This window comes from Aminipila butyrica, assembly GCF_010669305.1.
Lineage (GTDB): Bacteria > Bacillota > Clostridia > Peptostreptococcales > Anaerovoracaceae > Aminipila > Aminipila butyrica.
In genome coordinates this window covers 2,380,890-2,400,146 of record NZ_CP048649.1, presented here as the reverse complement: position 1 = coordinate 2,400,146, position 19,257 = coordinate 2,380,890, and the positions used below count along the sequence as shown (strand labels likewise).

19 protein-coding genes and 1 riboswitch are annotated in these 19,257 nt (G+C 46.6%); of the genes, 13 read left to right on the top strand and 6 right to left on the bottom strand.

Annotated features, from left to right (window positions below; genetic code table 11):
- Positions 1-48: 48 nt before the first annotated feature.
- The 3 genes from Ami103574_RS11375 to dapA all read right to left on the bottom strand — a co-directional run bounded on the left by Ami103574_RS11375 (position 49) and on the right by dapA (position 2,789).
- Positions 49-1,038, bottom strand: coding sequence for a diaminopimelate dehydrogenase (locus tag Ami103574_RS11375; RefSeq protein ID WP_163067131.1), 990 nt, complete (start codon positions 1,036-1,038; stop codon positions 49-51).
- A 109-nt stretch (positions 1,039-1,147) separates the two neighbouring features.
- Positions 1,148-1,894: a 4-hydroxy-tetrahydrodipicolinate reductase gene (dapB, locus tag Ami103574_RS11370; protein ID WP_163067130.1), complete on the bottom strand. Its 747-nt coding sequence runs from the start codon at positions 1,892-1,894 to the stop codon at positions 1,148-1,150.
- A 13-nt stretch (positions 1,895-1,907) separates the two neighbouring features.
- Positions 1,908-2,789, bottom strand: coding sequence for a 4-hydroxy-tetrahydrodipicolinate synthase (gene dapA / locus Ami103574_RS11365; protein ID WP_163067129.1), 882 nt, complete (start codon positions 2,787-2,789; stop codon positions 1,908-1,910).
- 99 nt (positions 2,790-2,888) lie between these two features.
- Positions 2,889-3,059, bottom strand: a riboswitch (Lysine riboswitch).
- 244 nt (positions 3,060-3,303) lie between these two features.
- On the opposite strand from dapA, the gene sigG reads away from it, so the two are divergent.
- The 10 genes from sigG (at position 3,304) to Ami103574_RS11315 (ending at position 11,798) form a co-directional block, all read left to right on the top strand.
- Positions 3,304-4,074, top strand: coding sequence for an RNA polymerase sporulation sigma factor SigG (sigG, locus tag Ami103574_RS11360; protein ID WP_163067128.1), 771 nt, complete (start codon positions 3,304-3,306; stop codon positions 4,072-4,074).
- 132 nt (positions 4,075-4,206) lie between these two features.
- Positions 4,207-5,355: a trigger factor gene (gene tig, locus Ami103574_RS11355; RefSeq protein ID WP_163067127.1), complete on the top strand. Its 1,149-nt coding sequence runs from the start codon at positions 4,207-4,209 to the stop codon at positions 5,353-5,355.
- A gap of 145 nt (positions 5,356-5,500) precedes the next feature.
- Complete coding sequence (locus Ami103574_RS11350) at positions 5,501-5,749, top strand: PRC-barrel domain-containing protein (RefSeq protein ID WP_163067126.1); 249 nt, start codon at positions 5,501-5,503, stop codon at positions 5,747-5,749.
- 173 nt (positions 5,750-5,922) lie between these two features.
- Positions 5,923-6,390, top strand: coding sequence for a transcriptional regulator NrdR (gene nrdR, locus Ami103574_RS11345; RefSeq protein WP_163067125.1), 468 nt, complete (start codon positions 5,923-5,925; stop codon positions 6,388-6,390).
- A 13-nt stretch (positions 6,391-6,403) separates the two neighbouring features.
- Positions 6,404-7,072 carry a (d)CMP kinase gene (cmk, locus tag Ami103574_RS11340; RefSeq protein WP_163067124.1) on the top strand — a complete coding sequence of 223 codons (669 nt, stop codon included), beginning with the start codon at positions 6,404-6,406 and terminating at the stop codon, positions 7,070-7,072.
- Between the two features lie 51 nt (positions 7,073-7,123).
- On the top strand, positions 7,124-8,365 hold the full coding sequence (locus Ami103574_RS11335) for a DUF1015 domain-containing protein (RefSeq protein ID WP_163067123.1): 1,242 nt from the start codon (positions 7,124-7,126) through the stop codon (positions 8,363-8,365).
- 382 nt (positions 8,366-8,747) lie between these two features.
- Positions 8,748-9,407, top strand: a complete 660-nt coding sequence (locus tag Ami103574_RS11330; RefSeq protein ID WP_163067122.1) for an amino acid ABC transporter permease — start codon at positions 8,748-8,750, stop codon at positions 9,405-9,407.
- The gene (locus Ami103574_RS11325) at positions 9,388-10,065 is read left to right on the top strand and encodes an amino acid ABC transporter permease (RefSeq protein ID WP_163067121.1); all 678 of its coding nucleotides are present in this window, start codon (positions 9,388-9,390) and stop codon (positions 10,063-10,065) included. Before Ami103574_RS11330 ends, Ami103574_RS11325 begins: the two co-directional genes overlap by 20 nt.
- Before the next feature lie 38 nt (positions 10,066-10,103).
- A complete protein-coding gene (locus Ami103574_RS11320) occupies positions 10,104-10,874 on the top strand; it encodes an amino acid ABC transporter ATP-binding protein (RefSeq protein WP_163067120.1) in 771 nt (256 codons plus the stop codon).
- A 45-nt stretch (positions 10,875-10,919) separates the two neighbouring features.
- The gene (locus Ami103574_RS11315; RefSeq protein WP_163067119.1) at positions 10,920-11,798 is read left to right on the top strand and encodes a cysteine ABC transporter substrate-binding protein; all 879 of its coding nucleotides are present in this window, start codon (positions 10,920-10,922) and stop codon (positions 11,796-11,798) included.
- Between the two features lie 106 nt (positions 11,799-11,904).
- On the opposite strand, the gene Ami103574_RS11310 is transcribed toward Ami103574_RS11315, so the two are convergent.
- Positions 11,905-13,446 carry a sensor domain-containing diguanylate cyclase gene (locus Ami103574_RS11310; RefSeq protein ID WP_163067118.1) on the bottom strand — a complete coding sequence of 514 codons (1,542 nt, stop codon included), beginning with the start codon at positions 13,444-13,446 and terminating at the stop codon, positions 11,905-11,907.
- Between the two features lie 311 nt (positions 13,447-13,757).
- Between Ami103574_RS11310 and Ami103574_RS11305 the strand changes: the two genes are divergently transcribed.
- Positions 13,758-16,337 carry an ABC transporter substrate binding protein gene (locus Ami103574_RS11305; RefSeq protein ID WP_163067117.1) on the top strand — a complete coding sequence of 860 codons (2,580 nt, stop codon included), beginning with the start codon at positions 13,758-13,760 and terminating at the stop codon, positions 16,335-16,337.
- A gap of 84 nt (positions 16,338-16,421) precedes the next feature.
- Here the strand turns inward: Ami103574_RS11305 and sigK are convergent, their stop codons facing one another.
- Both sigK and Ami103574_RS11295 read right to left on the bottom strand, forming a co-directional pair.
- Positions 16,422-17,048 (bottom strand): RNA polymerase sporulation sigma factor SigK, encoded by a 627-nt coding sequence (gene sigK / locus Ami103574_RS11300; RefSeq protein ID WP_163067116.1) that lies wholly within the window; start codon positions 17,046-17,048, stop codon positions 16,422-16,424.
- A gap of 79 nt (positions 17,049-17,127) precedes the next feature.
- The gene (locus tag Ami103574_RS11295) at positions 17,128-17,295 is read right to left on the bottom strand and encodes a DUF1540 domain-containing protein (RefSeq protein WP_163067115.1); all 168 of its coding nucleotides are present in this window, start codon (positions 17,293-17,295) and stop codon (positions 17,128-17,130) included.
- Positions 17,296-17,482: 187 nt separating this feature from the next.
- Between Ami103574_RS11295 and radC the strand changes: the two genes are divergently transcribed.
- Positions 17,483-18,160 (top strand): RadC family protein, encoded by a 678-nt coding sequence (gene radC / locus Ami103574_RS11290; RefSeq protein ID WP_163067114.1) that lies wholly within the window; start codon positions 17,483-17,485, stop codon positions 18,158-18,160.
- A 61-nt stretch (positions 18,161-18,221) separates the two neighbouring features.
- Positions 18,222-19,253 (top strand): rod shape-determining protein, encoded by a 1,032-nt coding sequence (gene mreB, locus Ami103574_RS11285; protein WP_163067113.1) that lies wholly within the window; start codon positions 18,222-18,224, stop codon positions 19,251-19,253.
- Positions 19,254-19,257 lie beyond the last annotated feature (4 nt).

Sequence of the window (19,257 nt, the reverse complement as noted above, 5' to 3'; positions counted from 1 at the left end):
CGGTCCCAAGATGGGACGGTCCTCCCGGTCTTTGCTATAGTGGGAAGCCTAGAGGATTTCTGCCCGCAGCTGCTCGATGGAGCGGCTGGACAGATAGGCTGGTGGGATTTCCAATACCGTCTTTGCTCCGTAAGAGCCTTCGGCGGCCAGCCGATAGGCGGATCTAGCGTAGCAGGCTAGCACATTGGCCGTAAATTGCGGGTTGGAATCCAGCTTAAGAGAAAATTCGTAGATGTGGCAGTTTTCCTGGTCACTGCCAGTGGTTCCGCTTCGCTGGATAAAGCCTCCGTGGGGCATGGCGTAGTGGTTTTCTTGTAATTCCTCTTGGCTGACAAAGTGAACAGTGGTGTCATAGTCTGCAAAGTAGCTAGGCATATGGACAATTTGGTCCCGCACTGTATCCGGGTCTGCATCCGGCAGCAGGGCTACGTAGCATTCCCGGGTGTGCATCTGCCGAGGCGTAAACGCTGGGCCATCTCCCCGCCGTACGGCTTCCATGGCCGATTCCAGGGGAATGGTATACTGGATGGCGTTGGCTACGCCTTCTATGCGTCGGAGGGCATCTGAATGGCCTTGGCTGACGCCTTTTCCCCAGAAAGTATAGCTGTGACCCAAGGGCAGGATGCTTTCTGCCAGAAGCCGGTTGATGGAAAAAAGGCCTGGGTCCCAGCCGGCAGAAACGATGGCGGTGTGATTGGTCAGCAGAGCTGAGGTGTTGACGGATTTGAAGTGGCGAGGAATCTCCGGATGGGTGTCGAAGCTGTCCACGATGTTGAAGTGAGAGGCGAAGGCGGGACTTTGGCTATCCAGGTCGGTAGAGCTGCCTCCGCAGAGAATCATCACGTCAATGGAGTTTTTGAAATTCAGCACGTCTTTAACGTTGTAAATGGGGACGCCGCTGAGGCTGGGTTGAATTTCAGCGGGATTTCTTCTGGTAAAAATGGCGGTGAGTTCCATATCAGGCTGCTGGGAAATGGCCAGTTCAACGCCTCGGCCCAAGTTTCCGTAGCCTAAAATTCCGATTTGAATATTGTTCATATGCTTATCTCCTTTATATTTATAGCTGCTTTATGTAGCTGTATACCTAGGGTTACCGTGGGAAAGTAGGAAACATAAATGGTAGTCTTTCCGATTTTTGTATCCTATATTATATTAGGTCGGCCATAGAAAATAGACCAGGGTTTTGTTCAACAATGAAACGGGCTGCTCGCAGGGCTCCTGAGGCAAAAATTCGCCGAGACAAGGCGGTATGCTTGAGTTCAATGAGTTCATCTGGTCCGGCAAAGATAAGGATGTGCTCCCCGGCAATGGTGCCGCCTCGGATGGCGTGAATGCCCAGCTGCCGGATGTTGCCTTGGGTGTCTGTACCGTGGCGGCCGTATATGTATTCCTTCTTCTGGGTGCAGCAGTCGTTGATGGTGTCCGCCAGCCGGAGGGCTGTTCCGCTGGGGGAATCGGCTTTGCGGCTGTGATGCTTTTCCACAATCTCCATATGGAAATCGGGCTCCAAGAGGGGAACCAGAGCCTGGAGCGCCTTTACCACGCTTTGGATGCCGACGGACAGATTGGCGGCATGAAAAATAGGAAGTTGTTTGGCTGCCTCCAGAACCATTTGATATTCCGCATCTGTAAAAGCGGTAGTAGCCAGAACCAGAGGAATCTGCCGCTGGAGGGCGTAGGTCAGCAGGCCTGACAGTGCTGCGTGATTGGAAAAATCCAGAATCACCTGAGCCGGTATGGGACAGTCTGCCAGCTGACTAAAGCCAGGATAGGCTTCGCCGCCATCTATAAGGGGATCAATTCCGGCGGCAATATGCAGGTCAGAACTTTCGCTGATGAGGGCTTCCAGGGAAACACCCATCTGTCCTTTTGCACCATGTAAGATGATATCCATCGGGGCCTCCTTTCTATATCAGCCCGTATACAGTCATTTCATGGCGAATCCGCTCCATGACTTGTCGGTTGGGTGGACACAGAGGCAGCCGATATTCTAGTTGGCATTTGCCCATCAGATGAAGGGCGGCCTTTACTGGAATCGGGTTCACATCGGCAAAGAGGGCGTCGATTAAGCTCTTCAGGTGAAGCTGCAAGTCGCGGGCTTCTCTCAGATTTCCCTCCAGAAAGCTTCTGGTCATGCGGATGGAATCCTTAGGGGCAACATTGGCCACCACAGAGATGTAGCCTAAACCGCCTAGCGCCATTATCGGTATTACCATATCATCGTTGCCGGAATAAATAGCGAAATCCTCCGGCACCAGCCGGGCAATTTCAGCGACCTGAGCGATGTCTCCGCTAGCCTCCTTTATACCGACAATGTTTGGGTGGGCAGCTAAAGCAGCTACGGTCTGGGGAGCGATATTGACTCCCGTTCGACTGGATACGGAATACAATAGACAAGGAATATCCACGCTGTCTGCTGTAGCGGTGTAGTGCTGGATTAGGCCTCTTTGGGAGCATTTGTTATAATAAGGGGTCACCAGCAGGAGCCCATCTGCGCCGGCTTGCTCCAGTGCCTTAGCCAGCTGAATGCCGTGACGAGTGTCATTGCTTCCAGCTCCACCGATGACGGGCACTCGCCCCTGGACTACATCTACACAAAACTGGACGGCCTCAATATGTTCTCTGTCGTCTAAGGTAGAGGACTCGCCAGTTGTACCGCAGACGACAATGGCGTCAATGCCTTGAGCAATCTGCCACTGAATTAAGTCTCGGAAGGCTTGGAAGTCCACCTGTCCGTCAGGTAAAAAAGGGGTCGCGATGGCGACGCCGCAGCCTGTAAAAATTGCCATGTTTTTTCCTCCTCATTCTTGCTTCTCAACTAATTTTCTAAAAAGGCAATAAAAAAGTTGCATCTCTATCGATGCAACTAAAAAACACAAAGTTAAGCTGCAATCGATAGCACCTCTGTCGAAATAGTCCGGCAGGAGTCCAGCGTATGTTTTACCCTGGCCCAGAAACTCATCATGTCTGACTTGCCCTTCGGCGATCTCTCCTTTCCCTTACTTCCTTGGCTACCGCCTCCGCAAGGTACTCTTATCAACCGCGCCTCTATCAACTTATGAGCTATTATATCTATAAAATTGTTGTAAGTCAACAAAAAAATAATAAAAAACATAAAATACTTGTACAAAAATACAAAAAACATTTCAGGAAAAGAAGATATTTTTTAACAGGTATTTTTTCGGAATCCGTATAAAAAGGACTGGTTTTGCGCATAAATAAAAGTAGGTCACAGGCCGCTTGCAAAAGGCGGAAAAAATCACTGCTAAAGGGGAACAAACAGGGATTCGGAGGACCTTATTTATGGCGAACAAGGTGGAAATTTGTGGCGTAAACACAGCAAAGCTGCCAGTGTACAAAGATGCAGAAATGATGAGGATGATTGAGGCGGTCAAAGGGGGAGATAAAGAGGTTAGAGATGAATTCATTAAAGGGAATCTACGATTGGTGCTCAGTGTGATTCAACGGTTCAACAATCGAGGTGAGAATCCGGATGATCTGTTTCAGGTGGGCTGCATCGGACTGATCAAGGCCTTGGAAAATTTTGATACTTCCCATGGCGTAAAGTTTTCCACCTATGCAGTACCGATGATTATCGGTGAAATCCGGCGATATCTCAGAGATAATAACCCTATTCGAGTTTCCAGATCCCTGAGGGATACAGCGTACAAGGCCTTACAGGCCAGGGAAAAGCTGTCTAGGGAACTTCAGCGGGAACCAACCATGGCGGAGATTGCTAAAGAGACGGAGATGGCGCGAGAAGACGTGGTGTTGGCATTGGAATCTATTCAGGAGCCCATATCTCTCTTTGAACCAGTATTTCACGACGACGGAGATGCTATTTATGTCATGGATCAGGTGAAAGATATGAAGAACACCGATGCACGCTGGATTGAAAATCTGTCTCTTTCTGAGGCAATGAAAAAGCTATCCCCCAGAGAGCGGCATATTTTAACCATGCGTTTCTTCGAGGGGAAGACTCAGATGGAAGTGGCAGAGGAGATTTCAATCAGTCAGGCTCAGGTCAGCCGGCTAGAGAAAAATGCTCTGAAATATATGAGAAAATACGTATAGAAGAAGGGAAGCCCGCAGGAAAGCTCGTTTAAGCCCTTTTCATTTTTACCGGAATGTAATATAATACTATCATCTGAATTAAAATGGACAGACGGCTATGAGGGCATAGCCGAAACTGAAAAAAAGAAAGGCATGGATGAAATGATTAGAATGAACAGCGGTAAGAGAAAAGTGACGGCTTTGCTAGTCCTGTCCTGTTTGACTCTCTCCCTTGCAGCATGTGGTAATAGCTATGAGGTACCGTATTCCGATTACGATTTATCAGAATACGTGACATTGGGGGATTATAAAGGGGTCCAGGTGACCGAGACAAAAGTCAGCGTGACCCCAGAGGAAGTACAGGCAGAGATACAGAAGCGGCTCACTGCTGCCGGCAAGCAGGTTGAAAAGACCGAAGGTACCGCAGCAGAGGGTGACAGCGTAAAACTGATCTACGTAGGCAAGTTGGACGGCGTGCCTTTTGAAAACGGCAGCACAGGGGATGAGGGAACCACCATTACCCTGGGCAGCAGCGGATATATTGACGGATTTGATGCGGGAGTCGTTGGCATGAAAGTAGGTCAGATGAAAACGCTGCACTTGACTTTCCCGGAAGATTACGGTAAAGACGAATTGAATGGGCAGAATGTGGACTTTGATGTGACGTTAGGTGCTATCATGGTTACGGAGACACCAACTTATGACCTGGCATTCGTCAAAGCCAACAGCAGCGAAACCAGCCTGGCAGATTATGAAAAGAGCGTAAAGAAGGAACTGTATAAGACCAAGCAGGAGTCAGCAGAAGAGGAGACAAAGAATCAACTCTGGGCATCCATTATGGACAACGCCAAGGTGTTAAAATATCCAGAAAAGGAAGTTCAGGCTGCTAAGGACACCAATGAGGAATACTACGAAAACTATGCGAAGCAGTACAATATGGAGTTAAAGGACTTTGTCAAGCAGTATGCAGGTATGGATGAGAAAGCGTATGCGGACTACCAGCAGCAGTATGCTGAAGCCATTATCTCTCAGGAGATGGTTATGTACTCCATTGCCAAGGCAGAAGGGATTTCCATTTCTGACAAGGAGTATAAGGAAAAGCTGGCCGCCTTTAAAGCGGATCAAGGCGTTACCGACGACAAGGCCTTTAAGGATCAGTACGGCCAATCTTTCGAGGAATATGCAGGGAAGGACAACCTGATGAAGAGTTTTCTTCTGGAAAAGGTGATCCAGTTCGCTCTGGATAACGCAAAAGTCGTGCCGGCAGAGCAGAACGCGGATGCCGCGAATACCCAGGCATAAAATGCAAGGGTAAATATATTCTCAAAACCCCCTTTTTAAAAGGGCTGGATATAGAAAAATGCTATGGAATAATTCCATAGCATTTTTCATATATTGTACATGTACAGGCCTGGTGGCCGGAAGGAAAGATAAAGGGGGAAGTGGCATGACAAGTACAGAGGATATCAAGAACAAAGAGGTAATCAACATCTTTGATGGCAAAAGCATGGGTTATGTGAGCGACATTGAGATCAATCTGGAGGAAGGAACCATTGAGGGTGTGGTCATTCCTTCGCCTAAAAACTTTTTTAATCTGTTTGGGCGCAGTGAAGAGGATTATGTAATCAAGTGGGAGAACATTAAAACCATCGGAGACGATGTAATCCTGGTAAATATTGAGACATTCTTGGAATAAAATTGTATGCAGCCACGAGAAAATACAATAATTTCTTTTCAAAATACACAAGATATAGTAGAATATAAAACAAGGCTTGTATAAAGCTGCCGCTTGACTAAAGAAGCGGCAGAAATTTTAATATGTAGGAAATATCATTAAAAGCGATATTGACGATGGATAGGGGTGAGGAAATGAGATGTCCATTTTGTGAAAATCCCGATACGAAGGTCATTGATTCTCGGCCGACGGAAGAGGGACATGCCATTAGGCGGAGAAGAGAGTGCGAGAACTGCAACAAGCGGTTTACCACCTATGAAAAGGTGGAGGAAATGCTGTTGATGGTGGTGAAAAAAGACGGCAGACGAGAGGCTTTTGACAGAAGCAAGGTGCTGAATGGCATCATCAAAGCTTGTGAGAAGCGGCCTGTTCCCATATCGGACATCGAAAAGGTGGTCAGCGAAATCGAGCGAGGTCTGAACAATCTCATGGAGAAGGAAGTCCAAAGTGAATTTATTGGTGAGCTGATCATGGAACAGCTGAAAAAATTGGACGAGGTGGCCTATGTACGCTTTGCATCGGTGTACAGACAGTTTACAGATGTGAAAACCTTTGTCTCTGAGATTGAGAAGTTGCTGGAACACGAGAAGAGGCCTAAATAGAGAGATGGAAGAGATGAACAACAGAGATGAAAAAATAAATGTAGCAATAGACGGACCCAGCGGTGCAGGAAAGAGCACCATTGCCAAGGAGGTGGCCAGGCTCCTGTCAGCAGATTACATCGACACGGGAGCCATGTACCGGGCCATCGGCTACAAGCTGCTGAAAAACGGCGTACAAGCCGATGACGGGGAAGCTCTGGAGGAAATATTAGAGGCTACAGACATTGATTTTGACCAAGGAGATACCCTGTTGGATGGGGAGGTGGTCAACCATCAGATTCGCACCCCAGAAGCAGCAAGGATGGCGTCCTTGTATTCCGCCTTACCGGCGGTTCGGACCAAGCTGGTGGCTCTCCAGCGAAAGATGGCCCAGACCAAGAGCGTGGTTATGGACGGTCGGGATATTGGTACAAATGTGCTGCCGGATGCGTCTTTCAAGTTTTTCATGACCGCTTCGGCAGAAGAACGGGCGGAACGCCGATTCCAGGAGCTGAAGGATAAAGGGCAGCCAGTGTCCCTGGAGCAAGTGCTGGCAGATATCCGCCAGCGAGATCACAACGACAGCACCAGAGCCTTAAATCCTTTGCGCAAGGCGGAGGATGCGGTGGAAATTGATACTACCGGCCGAACGATTCAGCAGGTAATTGAAGAAATTATGGAAATCATCAAGCAGGAGAGCTGATTGCTTTCCTGACTTATGAAAATAAAACAGTAGAAATTTGGAGGTAACAACGTGGCAATTATCAGACCATTTAAGGCTATCAGGCCGGAAAAGAAATATGCGGACAAGGTGGTATCCCTGCCTTACGACGTGATGAATAGAGCAGAGGCCGCACATATGGCTGACGGCAATCCCTACAGCTTCTTGCACATATGCCGCTCAGAAATCGATATGCCGGAACAAGAGAATCCCTACGATCATTCCGTTTACCAGCGAGCCAAGGCAAATATCGCGCAGAATCTGGAAGACGGTGTTTTTGTTCAGGAGAAAAAGCCGGTACTTTACTTGTACAAGCAGGTAATGGATGGCCGGGCCCAGGTGGGGATCGTCGGCTGCGTGTCCGTAGACGAATATATGAACAACGATATTAAAAAACATGAATTTACCAGAGTGGAAAAGGAAAAGGACCGGATTAATCACTTTGATATCTGCAACGCCAATACGGAACCGGTATTTCTCACTTATCGGGATAATAAAAAAATCAGAAGTTTGATGGAGGGCTGGATTGCCAACCATGAAGCTCTTTACGACTTGGAGACCCCAGACGGTATTCAGCACGTGCTTTGGACTGTCGATGATGACAGCACCATTCAGGCTTTAAGCGAGCTCTTTGGAGAAGTTCCTGCTCTGTACATCGCCGATGGACACCACCGGAGTGCGTCTGCCTGCAAGGTTGGTTTGAAGCGGCGGGAAGAGAATCCGGATTACACCGGAGAGGAAGAGTTTAATTTCTTCATGGCCGTAGTCTTCCCAGACAGCGATTTAAAAATATTCGACTACAATCGAGTGGTTAAAGACTTAAATGGCCATACCCCAGAGCAGTTTTTAACAAAGATAAAGGAAGCCGGATTTGAGGTAGAAGAACTGGGCACGGATGCCTATAGGCCGGAGGGAAAGCACATCTTTGGCATGTATTTGCAGAAAAAGTGGTACAAGCTGACGGCAGGTCCAGCTATGGTGCCTGACCACGTAATTGATTCCTTGGATGTATCCATTTTACAGGACAAGCTGCTGGCCCCAATTTTAGGTATAGCTGATCCCCGGACTGACAAGCGCATTGATTTCGTCGGTGGGATTCGTGGTTTGGAAGAATTGGAGCGGCGGACGGAGACGGATATGCTGGTGGCTTTTGCCGTACACCCGGTAGGAATTGAGGATTTGCTGACGGTAGCGGATCACGATATGGTGATGCCGCCAAAGTCCACTTGGTTTGAACCTAAGCTGGGAAGCGGTCTGTTCGTGCACCAGCTGTAAAGGTGAGGGAAGGAATCAGTTGTCCGAGTTGTTTTGTGTATTTAATTAAAAAATCCTTGGATTTTTGTGATTAATATCAAAAACATAGTTGACAGCTGATTCCTTTTATGTTATTATATCATATAATTTCGCTAGGAAATAAGTAAAATGTGAAGGAGGAGCATCATGTACAAAGTAAAGAAGAATACCGTGTTGGCTGACCAGATTATGTGCGGAAGCTGTTGTATGTGCTCCATGAACAGCTTAGTATTTCCTGCGCCTATGACGGTCTGACCGGAAGGTTCATATAAGCATAAGCATGAGAAAAGGCAGGTACTTGTGAGTACTTGCCTTTTTTGGGGAATGGCCCCGGCTTGTGGGGAGGCAAAGGAGTTTTATAAATATGGATTTTGAATTTATTATCAGGTACATCCCCCTGTACATAGAGGCGGCTAAGCTGACGCTCACGCTGGCTTCAGCAGGAATCGCCTTGTCGATTGTGGTGGGATTTGTTTGCAGTCTGATCTTGTATAAACGCGTACCAGTCCTGAGCTGGCTGGTAAATGCCTATATTGAGCTGTCTAGAAATACGCCGCTGTTGATTCAGCTGTTTTTTCTCTACTTTGGTCTGCCTAAGCTGGGCATCTCCATCAGCTCAGTGGGCTGTGCCATCATCGGTCTCACCTTTCAGGGGGGCAGTTACATGGAAGAAGCTTTTCGGGCAGGGCTGGAAAGTGTGCCGACCATTCAAAGTGAATCCGGGGCCAGTTTAGGGCTCACCGGCTTGCAGGTGTTCCGTTACGTGATTCTGCCTCAGGCCATCTCTACTTGTATTCCGGCCTTCTGTGCCAACATTATCTTCCTGATTAAGGAGACTTCGGTGTTCAGTGTAGTGGCCTTGGAAGATTTGATGTTTGTAGCTAAAGACTTAATTGGCATTTATTATAAGACGGATGAAGCACTGTTCATGCTGGTGATCGCTTATCTGATTATCCTGCTGCCGATTTCAGTCTTCTGTACCTGGTTGGAAAGGAGGGTTCGCTATGCAGGATTTGGGAATTAATGTACTCTTTCAGGGCAATAACTTTTTACGGTTATGCCTGGGTTTATGGGTTACCTTGCGGATTGCGCTGATTTCCATGGGGCTCTCCATTCCTTTGGGGCTGCTGGTAGGTATTTTAATGAATGTACCTCAGAAGCTGGTAAAAGGAATTTGTCGGGTTTATTTGGAAATTGTGCGCATCATGCCTCAGCTGGTGTTGTTGTTTCTGGTATATTTCGGTATGTCCAAGAACTTTGGCATCAACCTGCAGGGAGAGACGGCAGCGGTCATCGTCTTCACTTTTTGGGGCACAGCAGAAATCGGCGATCTCATTCGCAGTGCACTGATTTCCATCCCTAAGCACCAGTATGAGAGCGGTTACGGCCTGGGACTAACTAAAATGCAGGTATATGTCTATGTAATCGTCCCTCAGATCTTCCGGCGGATGCTGCCGGTGGCCATCAATCTCCTGACCAGAATGATTAAAACCACCTCCTTGGTGGTGCTCATTGGTGTGGTAGAGGTGGTGAAGGTAGGCAAACAGATTATTGATGCCTCCCGATATACTACGCCCACGGCAGCCCTTTGGATCTATGGGGTGATATTCCTCATGTACTTTGTCATCTGCTACGTCTTTTCTAAAGTGGCAGGGCGGCTGGAAAAGAATTTAAAATATTAAGAAGAGTTGTTTAGATTATAAGAGTAAGGCGGGAAAATATGAAACAGGAAATCTTATTGCAGACGGAACATCTGCATAAATCCTTTGATAATCAGGAAGTATTACGGGATATCTCTTTTTCCCTGACAAAGGGAGAAGTGGTAGTAATCATTGGCCCTTCTGGCTGCGGCAAGAGCACCTTTCTCCGCTGCCTCAACGGGCTGGAACCTATCAACAGCGGTCAGATTCGCTTTCACGGAGAGGAAATCTCAGCTCAGAACAAACAGCTGCATCGGGTCCGGCAGAAAATTGGCATGGTCTTTCAGAGTTACGACTTGTTTCCCCATTTATCCATCCTGGAAAACATTTTACTGGCTCCCATGAAAGCCCAGGGCAGAGCCAGGCAAGAGGTAGAAAAAGAAGCGATAGAGCTGCTGACCCGGGTCGGTCTTGCGGAAAAGCGAGATGCCTATCCAAGACAGCTGTCTGGAGGGCAGAAGCAGCGAGTAGCCATCGTCCGTTCGCTAATCATGCAGCCGGATGTCATGCTTTTTGACGAGGTGACAGCGGCCCTGGACCCAGAAATGGTTCGGGAGGTGCTCCAGGTAATCTTGGAGCTAGCCAACACGGGCATGACGATGGTCATCGTTACCCACGAAATGGAGTTTGCTCAGGCCGTGGCAGACCGGGTCATCTTTATGGATAAAGGCGTCATCGTGGAGGAAGGTCAGCCGGAGAAGTTCTTTAACTGCCCTCAGACGGAACGGGCGAAGCAGTTTTTAAATATGTTTCACTATGAGGCTAAAGATGCCTCAGAAGAGACAGAATAGCTATATTAAGAAATAATTTATTTTTATGAAGAAGGAGAGAATGAAATGAAAAAGAAAATTGGTTTAATTTTACTGACCCTAATTTTAGCTATAGGCCTTTTAGCCGGATGTGGCCAGCAGGCTTCGGAGGAAGAGGGCGCAAAGGACGGCGGAGATGCTCAGGCAACTGCTAGAACCCTGGAGGAAATCAAGGCCGACGGCAAGATTCGCATCGGCGTATTCAGCGATAAGAATCCCTTTGGTTACGTAGATGCTAACGGTGAGGTGCAGGGCTATGACATTTACTTTGCGAAGCGCATTGCCAAAGACCTCTTGGGAGATGAAAACGCGGTAGAATTCGTCTATGTAGAGGCTGCCAGCCGAGTAGAATACCTGCTGTCCGGTAAAGTAGATATCATTCTCGCGAACTTTACTGTCACCGATGAGCGGAAGCAAAAAGTAGATTTTGCTCTGCCATATATGAAGGTGGCTTTAGGGGTAGTATCTCCTGAAGCAAACCTGATTACTGATGTTTCTCAGTTGAAAGATGGCACACTGATCGTGGTAAAGGGAACGACTGCTGAAACGTATTTCTCTGAGAAGCATCCAGAAATCAAACTGCTGAAGTTTGACGAGTATCAGGAAGCTTATGACGCACTGCTGGATGGCAGAGGAGACGCCTTCTCCACCGACAACACAGAAGTGCTGGCTTGGGCGATCAACAATAAGGGCTTTAAAGTAGGTATCGAATCTCTGGGTAATACGGACGCTATCGCTCCTGCGGTGCAGAAGGGCAATACCAAGCTGCTGGAGTGGCTTAACGCAGAGATTGAGTCCATGGCAGGGGAACAGTTCTTCCACGCAGACTTTGAAGAGACGTTAAAGCCAGTATATGGTGAAAATGTCGATCCGGAAAGTCTGGTCGTAGAAGGCGGACAGATGTAAATTTAAAATAGCTCAGCAGGGAAACTGCATGGCTGTAAAGATAAAAACAGCGGTACCGAAAGGTGCCGCTGTTTGTTTTTTTGTCGATAGGGAATCCGTAATGCCCTTACTGCTCCAGATTTTTATAAGGCTGATATTGGTTCTTCCCATTCCGTTTGGCCTGGTAGAGGGCTGTATCTGCCCGATTAAGGGCATCTGTATAAGTTTCATCTCCCGGCTCAAAGAAGGAACTGCCTAAGGAGAGGGTGATGTGAAAGGTTTTGCCATCCTGCTCAAAAACTAGGCTGTGAACCATAGATAACACGTGCTGGGCGAATTCGGCAGGTGTAGGGGTTGAGTCTCCCCAGGTGCAGATGACAAACTCTTCTCCGCCCCAACGGAACAAACGGCCTTCTGGTTCCACCAGTTCCAGCAGCGCAGCAGACATGGCTTTCAACACCATGTCACCTGCGGCGTGGCCGTAGGTATCGTTGATGCATTTGAAATTATCAATATCCGCCATATAGAGAATCGGAGAAACTCCTGTGTGCTGGTAAGCCTTAAACTGCTCGGCAAAGATGGTGTCGGCGGCTTTTCTCGTAAAGGAATGAGTTAGGGGATCCAGTTCCGTTTCAATTTTTACAAAACGTTCGACCTGTTTCTTATATTGCAGCTGTATGCGGACAATCATGAAGGTGACGAAGCTGGATAAAAGCAGCAAGGTGGCGATGTATACCAGAATCGTGTGGCGGATGGCCTTCATGTTTTGAGCTTCCAGCAGTTCGGTGTAGGAAAAGATATCACGCATGGGAGTGCCAGTGGCCACCACCCAGTTGTAGGGTTTGTAGAGCTTGGCATAAGTCAGCCTCTCGGTGATCTTCTTGTCTGACTTATTGATAAAGTAATAAGATTGAAATACCTCTCCTTTGGCTTTTATGCCCTCAAGTTCTACCGAATAAGGATAATTGCCCTTGATATCTGGGGTGTTGGTGGACAGATAGGTCCCCTCGGTATTGACCAGATTTGGATGAATGATGCGGATGGCATATCGGTCGCCGCCGTCAAAGTTTAGCACGTGGTTCACCCAGACGTATTGGTCTTCTGGATAGCCAGACTGGTGCAGTTCCTGCCGGACCTGGTCCTGTACCAGCAGATCCAACTGTTCTTGCGTGGCCAGTAAAGTCAATAGGCCTCCGGCAACTGGTATTTCCCGCAGGATGCCCGGCTGGGATTTCAGGGAACTCAACTCCGCTGGTGTCAGCTTCTGATAATCGCCTGTACTTCGCTTGACTAGGTAGCTCTGATGATTGTTTTTGTCTTCGTACAAGAGCTGAATGGTCTCGGCATAGGGGGTCTGCTTCAAGGCTTGACTGATAGCGGCCGTTGACTGGGCCGGATTGCTGCCAGACAAACCTACAGCGGTTACTTCGATGATGGCTTCTGTATTGTTCTGGATGTCTTCCCGCTTGAGGTCAATGCGGGTGATGATATCGTCGATAATCTTCTTCATAGACTGTTTTGTGTCATCCACAGCCAGCATGTGAAGGGTGTGATCATTGTTGTCAGCAATGTTGTGTGCCAGTAGGGAGAGCATACCAATCATCATCACGCCCAAAAAGACTTGAATCAAAATCAGTGTTTTTAGAAAAATTTTATTCTGCTTATCCATAAGCTGCTCTCCCATACATCCTTTGTATCATTTTAAGAAATCCATTTTATCTTATAATTAGGGCCTAGATGGTGTCAAGTATTATTCTTTTTTCGACAAAATAGCATAGAGCTCAGACCATCATAATAAGCTTGGCAAAAAAACCTGGAGACGGGGAAAAATCCAGGATAGATGTAATATTTATGAAACCGAGGAGCAGACTTAGTCTTTAATTTTTACTTGTCCTGAAGTATAATGGTACATAATGGATTGCAACGACCGCTTACCTGGAAATGAGATTTATGTAGTAGATGGAGAGGAGCCGCAGCAAGATGTTGAAGAAAGAAAAGAAATGGGAGTGGATTATTTTAATTGGTGCAATTTTTCTGGTCTTTGCGTTGGCCGCATCGATTTATTACTTTTTCTTTTATAGACAGGCTGTGGCACCAGTCAGCCAGGATTACCTGGCTGCTAAGCAGGTACTTTTTATCAGCTCCTACAGTGAAAGCTTTGAAACCTTGGCCTTGCAGAAGGAGGGGATTCAACAGGCCTTTAAAGGCAGCGACATCCGGCTGGACATCGAATATATGGACATGAAGAATTATGATCAAGCAGCAAATCTCCAGCTATTCTATGAAATGCTCCGCTACAAGCTGGAAAATGGTCCAAAATATGATGCTATTCTCTTGGGGGATGATGCAGCTCTAGAATTTGCAGAGGCCCATCAGCAAGAACTGTTTCCACAGATACCCATGGTATTCTTTTGCATCAACGACAAAGAGCATGCGGTAAAAGCTGGGGAAAATCCTTATATTACCGGAGCGGTTGAGGCTATGTATCTGAAAGAAACTATTGACATAGCACTTACATTCCAGCCGAAGGCTAAAAAGATCATTGCCCTCTACGATGACACCTTGACGGGGGAAGGGGACCGAAAGCTGTTCTATTCCTTGAAAGGCAGGTACCCAGGATACCATTTTGGGGGGCTGAACGCTTCTTCCTATACCTTGGATGAAATTCAGCAAAGGCTGGAGGCTCTATCGGAGGACAGTATTCTGATTTATATGAGTTTTTTCGAGGATGCAGATAAAAATCAATATGCGATAAAGCAAAGTGTTGAACAGCTGGTGTCCTATACGCACATACCGGTATACCGCGTATCCATCGGCGGTGTAGGAGAAGGTTTGATTGGCGGCAAAATGACTTCTTATAAGAATTCTGGATACCTTGCTGCTTCCATGGTGATGGATATTCTCAAGGGTGCCGACGTGGCAGACATTCCTGTGTCGACAGAAGGAGAGGGCCAATATTATTTTGATTATGAGGTATTAAAGAAATATGATATCAAGCTATCCTTAGTGCCTAAAGATGCGGTGGTCATCAACAAGAAAATTACTTTCTTGCAAGAGTATAGGGAAGTGCTGATTCCGCTGCTGCTGTTCGTATTGGCGTGTCTGCTTGTGCTGCTGGTGGTGGTTGCTGACAACTTGAAGCATCGGCGGCTGACCAGGGAAGCACAGGCATCCCATGACAAGTTGCAGGAAACCTGCAATAAATTGATTGGGGCAGAAGAGAAATTAAAACAGCAGTACGATGCCATCAAGGCATACAACGAATACTTGGAATCACAAAAAGAATACATCCGTTATCAGGCGGAGCATGACTTTTTGACTCAACTGCCGAACCGGCGGGCTGCTATGGAAAAGTTGGATCAGCTTATCAAGGCAGGAGAACAATTTGCTGTAATCGTCATGGATATCGATGATTTTAAGGAAATTAATGATTCTTACGGACATGCCTGCGGTGATGAGGTTTTAAAAGAGACTTCTAGACGTCTGCTGGAACTGATGAGTGATAAACTTTTTTATGCTTCCCGGTTGGGAGGAGACGAATTCCTGTTGATTATTAAAAAGGCAAAATTGGAATCAGACAGCAAGATTTTGACACAGATTAAGCAGATATTTACCAAGCCGGTTGTCTTTGAGGAAAAGGAACGTTACATTCAAAGCAGCATGGGCATCGCCTATTTTGACGAGCATGTGGCTGATGGAGGAGAGATTCTCTCTAATGCGGACTTTGCCATGTATGCGGCAAAAAATCTGGGAAAGAACGAATGCGTCTACTATAATGCGCACATGAAAGATGAGGCCTTGAAGCGAAAGGACATCAAAATTATTATTGATGAAGCCTGTAATCAGGACGGCTTTTACTGTGTGTATCAGCCGCAAGTGAATGCACTCACTGGTCTGACCGAAGGCTATGAAGCCTTGGTCCGGCTAAAAGATTACGATATTCCGCCGAATCAGTTCATTTCTGTGGCAGAGGAAACAAAAGCTATTTTGACCATCGGACGCTTGGTGACCAAGCAGGTAGTGGAGCAAATGGCAATGTGGCGGCAGCACGGGCTGGAATTGCGCCCGGTGGCTATCAATTTTTCCAGCAAGCAAATTAAGGACAAAACCTATGTGCAATACTTAAAAGAATTGCTGGAAGAACACCAGATTTCACCGGAGCTGATCGAGATTGAAATAACGGAAAGTATTTTTATGAACAACAATGAAAAAGCAATGAAACTGTTTAAGGATTTTCTTTCTATCGGTGTTCGGCTGGCCTTGGATGACTTCGGCACAGGCTATTCGTCTATCAACTACTTGACCTATATTCCGGTGAGCAAAATCAAGCTAGATAAATCCCTGGTAGACATTTACCTGACCCCAGGGAAAGATACCTTTATCAAAAATATTATTCGCCTGGTTCACTGTTTGGGTTTAAAAATCACGGTGGAAGGGGTGGAGAAAAAGAGCCAGTACCACAGACTGCGGAAATTTGGCTGTGATTACATCCAAGGCTACTACTTTAGTCAGCCGATTACTGGAAAAGAAGTGGAAGATCTGAAAAATCCGTTAAAATAAAGCAGTTAGAAATAAATAAAAAGAAAAAAGAGGCAACCGCTATAAAAGTAGAGTTTCCTCTTTTTTCTTTTTTGGAAGCGAAGACTAGGGCTTTAGGTAATCCCTTAATTTGCCTACGGCTTTCTTTTCGATGCGGCTGACATAAGAACGGCTGATACCTAATTTTTTTGCCAGTTCTCTCTGGGTCAGGGGCTCTTCCCCTGAAATGCCGTATCGCTTCGTGACGATTAGCTGCTCCCGCCTGGTCAATATGTGGGAGATGGCATGATAAAGCGCTTTTATCTGCAATTTTAAATGGATATCATTTAAAACGGTGTCTGGATCCGAACCAAGTATATCGTTGAAATTTATTTCATTTCCATCCTTATCGGTGCCAATGGGTTCATTGAGAGAGATCTCTAGCTTGCGTTTTTTTTCAGAACGGATGGACATGAGAATTTCATTTTCGATGCACTTAGCGGCATAGGTAGCCAGCCTGGTGGACCGCTTGCTGCTGTAAGTATTGATGGCTTTAATCAGTCCAATGGTACCGATGGAGATTAGGTCATCGGGATTGGCACTGCCGCCGGAATACTTCTTAACGATATGCGCAACTAAACGGAGGTTACGCACAATCAATGTATTTTTTGCTTCCAGGTCGCCTTCTTCAAAAAGTTTAAGGTAGTATTCCTCTTCCTTGCATGTGAGTGGTTTTGGAAAGGAATTGCCCATTTATGTAACCCCCCTCTGGACTTTTACTATATGCTCAGAAAGGGGCTGTCGTGCATGACCTTATGAAATAAGCATGGTCTTATTTCATCTGGAATGATTTACAGTCGGTGCACTGATCCTGTGTTGGGTTGTGTTCATGAGTACCTACCAGAATGGAAGAAAGTGCGCAGTTATCCTTGCTCTGCGCATGGTTCTTACATTGGTTTACGGTACAACGAATGCTTTCATTTACATAAGAATTGTTCATCACATTACCTCCTAAATTATATTTGCGATTTTAGTATGCCTAAGTTCTTAAAATTTATTAATAATTTTTAGGCTTCTTTACTCTTGTGCAAGCTTCGTTAAAATGCTAAAATATAAGATACGAATAATGGGGATTAGAAAATAAGGAGGCGAGAGAGAGCACCATTTTAGGTGCAGGGGGACAATACATGATAATAAGGGAACTTCCAGCAGATGAGAGACCTCAGGAAAAACTGGTGATTTACGGTACATCCGCTCTGTCCAACGCAGAACTTTTAGCGGTAATTATCCGCACCGGCACCAACAGGAAATCCGCTGTGGCGCTGGCTAATGAAGTGTTGACTTGCAGAGAAAACGGCATTCATTTTTTGACGGAATGTGTACCGGAAGAACTAGCTGAAATTCAAGGCATCGGACGAGTGAAAGCTTGTCAGATTGTGGCGGCAGTAGAACTTGGAAGACGGATTGCCACAAAACCGAGGGACTTAAAGATCAATGTAAATAACCCGGAAGTGATCGCAAACCTTTTTATGGAAAAAATGAGATACTATAAAAAGGAATTTTTTGATGTTGTAATACTTAACACCAAGGGCGATGTGATATCTGTGGAGACGGCCGCCATCGGCGACCTCAACAGTACAATCGTTCATCCAAGAGAAATATTTTGCAAAGCAGTGAAAAAAAGCGCATCGGCTGTCATTTTTGTGTACAACCATCCTAGTGGCAATCCCAAGCCCAGCAGAGAAGACCTGGAAATTACCAAGCGTCTGGCCAAGGCCGGTGAGGTGTTGGGTATTCGGGTGTTGGACCACATCATCATCGGTGACGGCACGTTTTTCAGCTTTAAGAATGAGGATCTAATATAGGCCTTACAGTTGCATTTTCTCAAGTTAGGACAGTGAAACAGCACGTAGTGGAGGATTTAGTATGTTTTTTAGAAATGATATGGGCATAGATTTAGGTACGGCTAATACTTTGATATATATGAAGGAAAAGGGCATAGTATTAAATGAGCCGTCCGTTATCGCTATGGATAAATTAACCAATTCTGTCATGGCCACAGGAACGCAAGCCAAGCGGATGATTGGCAAGACGCCGGCTACCATTGAGGTGGTCCGTCCGCTGAGGGAAGGGGTTATTTCCGACTTTGACATGACTACCGAAATGATCCGGGTATTTATCCGCCGGGCCTTGGGTAACAAAACCTCCAACAATCTGCGGATTTCCATCGGTGTTCCCAGCGGTGTCACCGAAGTAGAGAAGCGGGCTGTGGAAGAAGTGGTTCGCCAAATGGGAGCCAAAGAGGTTTACATCTTAGAAGAGCCAATGGCAGCTGCTATCGGTTCCAATCTGGCTATTGACGAGGCGGAAGGCTGTATGATTTGCGACATCGGCGGGGGCACCACAGATATCGCCATCATTGCTCTGGGGGGAATCGTCACTAGTATTTCTCTGCGGTATGCAGGAGATAAGCTGAACGATGCCATCGTGGCTTATATGCGAAAGAACTTTAACCTGGCCATCGGCGATAAAACAGCAGAGGAATTAAAAATCAAGGTGGGATGTGCCATGATTGAGACCGATGAGGACGGAAATGAAATCACCCTCACTGAAAAGGCTCGTGGCCGGGATATCATCTCCGGCTTGCCAGCGACAGTAGAGGTGACGAACCGGGATATGCTCATCGCTTTGGAGGAGTCGGTGGAAACAATCATTGATGGTATCAAATCAACCTTGGAAAAAGCGCCCCCTGAAATTGCAGCAGATATCGTCAACAACGGTCTGGTTCTGTCTGGCGGCGGCGGTATGCTTTCTCAGCTGGATAAATTGATTTCCCAGAAGACAGGCATGCTGGTCATGGTAGAAGAAAACGCTTTTGAAGCGGTGGCCTTGGGAACGGGAAAGAGCCTAGAGGATTTAGACAAACTGAAGCGGTACGCTTGCGTTTCGAGAAGATAGGAAA

Excerpts from the sequence above, each read along its gene's own strand:
- nrdR (WP_163067125.1), top strand. The coding sequence starts at position 5,923 with ATGAGATGTCCATTTTGTGAAAATCCCGATACGAAGGTCATTGATTCT.
- cmk (WP_163067124.1), top strand. The coding sequence starts at position 6,404 with ATGAACAACAGAGATGAAAAAATAAATGTAGCAATAGACGGACCCAGC.
- Ami103574_RS11305 (WP_163067117.1), top strand. The coding sequence starts at position 13,758 with ATGTTGAAGAAAGAAAAGAAATGGGAGTGGATTATTTTAATTGGTGCA.
- Ami103574_RS11310 (WP_163067118.1), bottom strand. The coding sequence starts at position 13,446 with ATGGATAAGCAGAATAAAATTTTTCTAAAAACACTGATTTTGATTCAA.
- Ami103574_RS11315 (WP_163067119.1), top strand. The coding sequence starts at position 10,920 with ATGAAAAAGAAAATTGGTTTAATTTTACTGACCCTAATTTTAGCTATA.
- Ami103574_RS11350 (WP_163067126.1), top strand. The coding sequence starts at position 5,501 with ATGACAAGTACAGAGGATATCAAGAACAAAGAGGTAATCAACATCTTT.
- radC (WP_163067114.1), top strand. The coding sequence starts at position 17,483 with ATGATAATAAGGGAACTTCCAGCAGATGAGAGACCTCAGGAAAAACTG.
- Ami103574_RS11325 (WP_163067121.1), top strand. The coding sequence starts at position 9,388 with ATGCAGGATTTGGGAATTAATGTACTCTTTCAGGGCAATAACTTTTTA.
- mreB (WP_163067113.1), top strand. The coding sequence starts at position 18,222 with ATGTTTTTTAGAAATGATATGGGCATAGATTTAGGTACGGCTAATACT.
- sigK (WP_163067116.1), bottom strand. The coding sequence starts at position 17,048 with ATGGGCAATTCCTTTCCAAAACCACTCACATGCAAGGAAGAGGAATAC.
- dapA (WP_163067129.1), bottom strand. The coding sequence starts at position 2,789 with ATGGCAATTTTTACAGGCTGCGGCGTCGCCATCGCGACCCCTTTTTTA.
- Ami103574_RS11375 (WP_163067131.1), bottom strand. The coding sequence starts at position 1,038 with ATGAACAATATTCAAATCGGAATTTTAGGCTACGGAAACTTGGGCCGA.
- dapB (WP_163067130.1), bottom strand. The coding sequence starts at position 1,894 with ATGGATATCATCTTACATGGTGCAAAAGGACAGATGGGTGTTTCCCTG.
- tig (WP_163067127.1), top strand. The coding sequence starts at position 4,207 with ATGGATGAAATGATTAGAATGAACAGCGGTAAGAGAAAAGTGACGGCT.
- sigG (WP_163067128.1), top strand. The coding sequence starts at position 3,304 with ATGGCGAACAAGGTGGAAATTTGTGGCGTAAACACAGCAAAGCTGCCA.
- Ami103574_RS11330 (WP_163067122.1), top strand. The coding sequence starts at position 8,748 with ATGGATTTTGAATTTATTATCAGGTACATCCCCCTGTACATAGAGGCG.
- Ami103574_RS11320 (WP_163067120.1), top strand. The coding sequence starts at position 10,104 with ATGAAACAGGAAATCTTATTGCAGACGGAACATCTGCATAAATCCTTT.
- Ami103574_RS11295 (WP_163067115.1), bottom strand. The coding sequence starts at position 17,295 with ATGAACAATTCTTATGTAAATGAAAGCATTCGTTGTACCGTAAACCAA.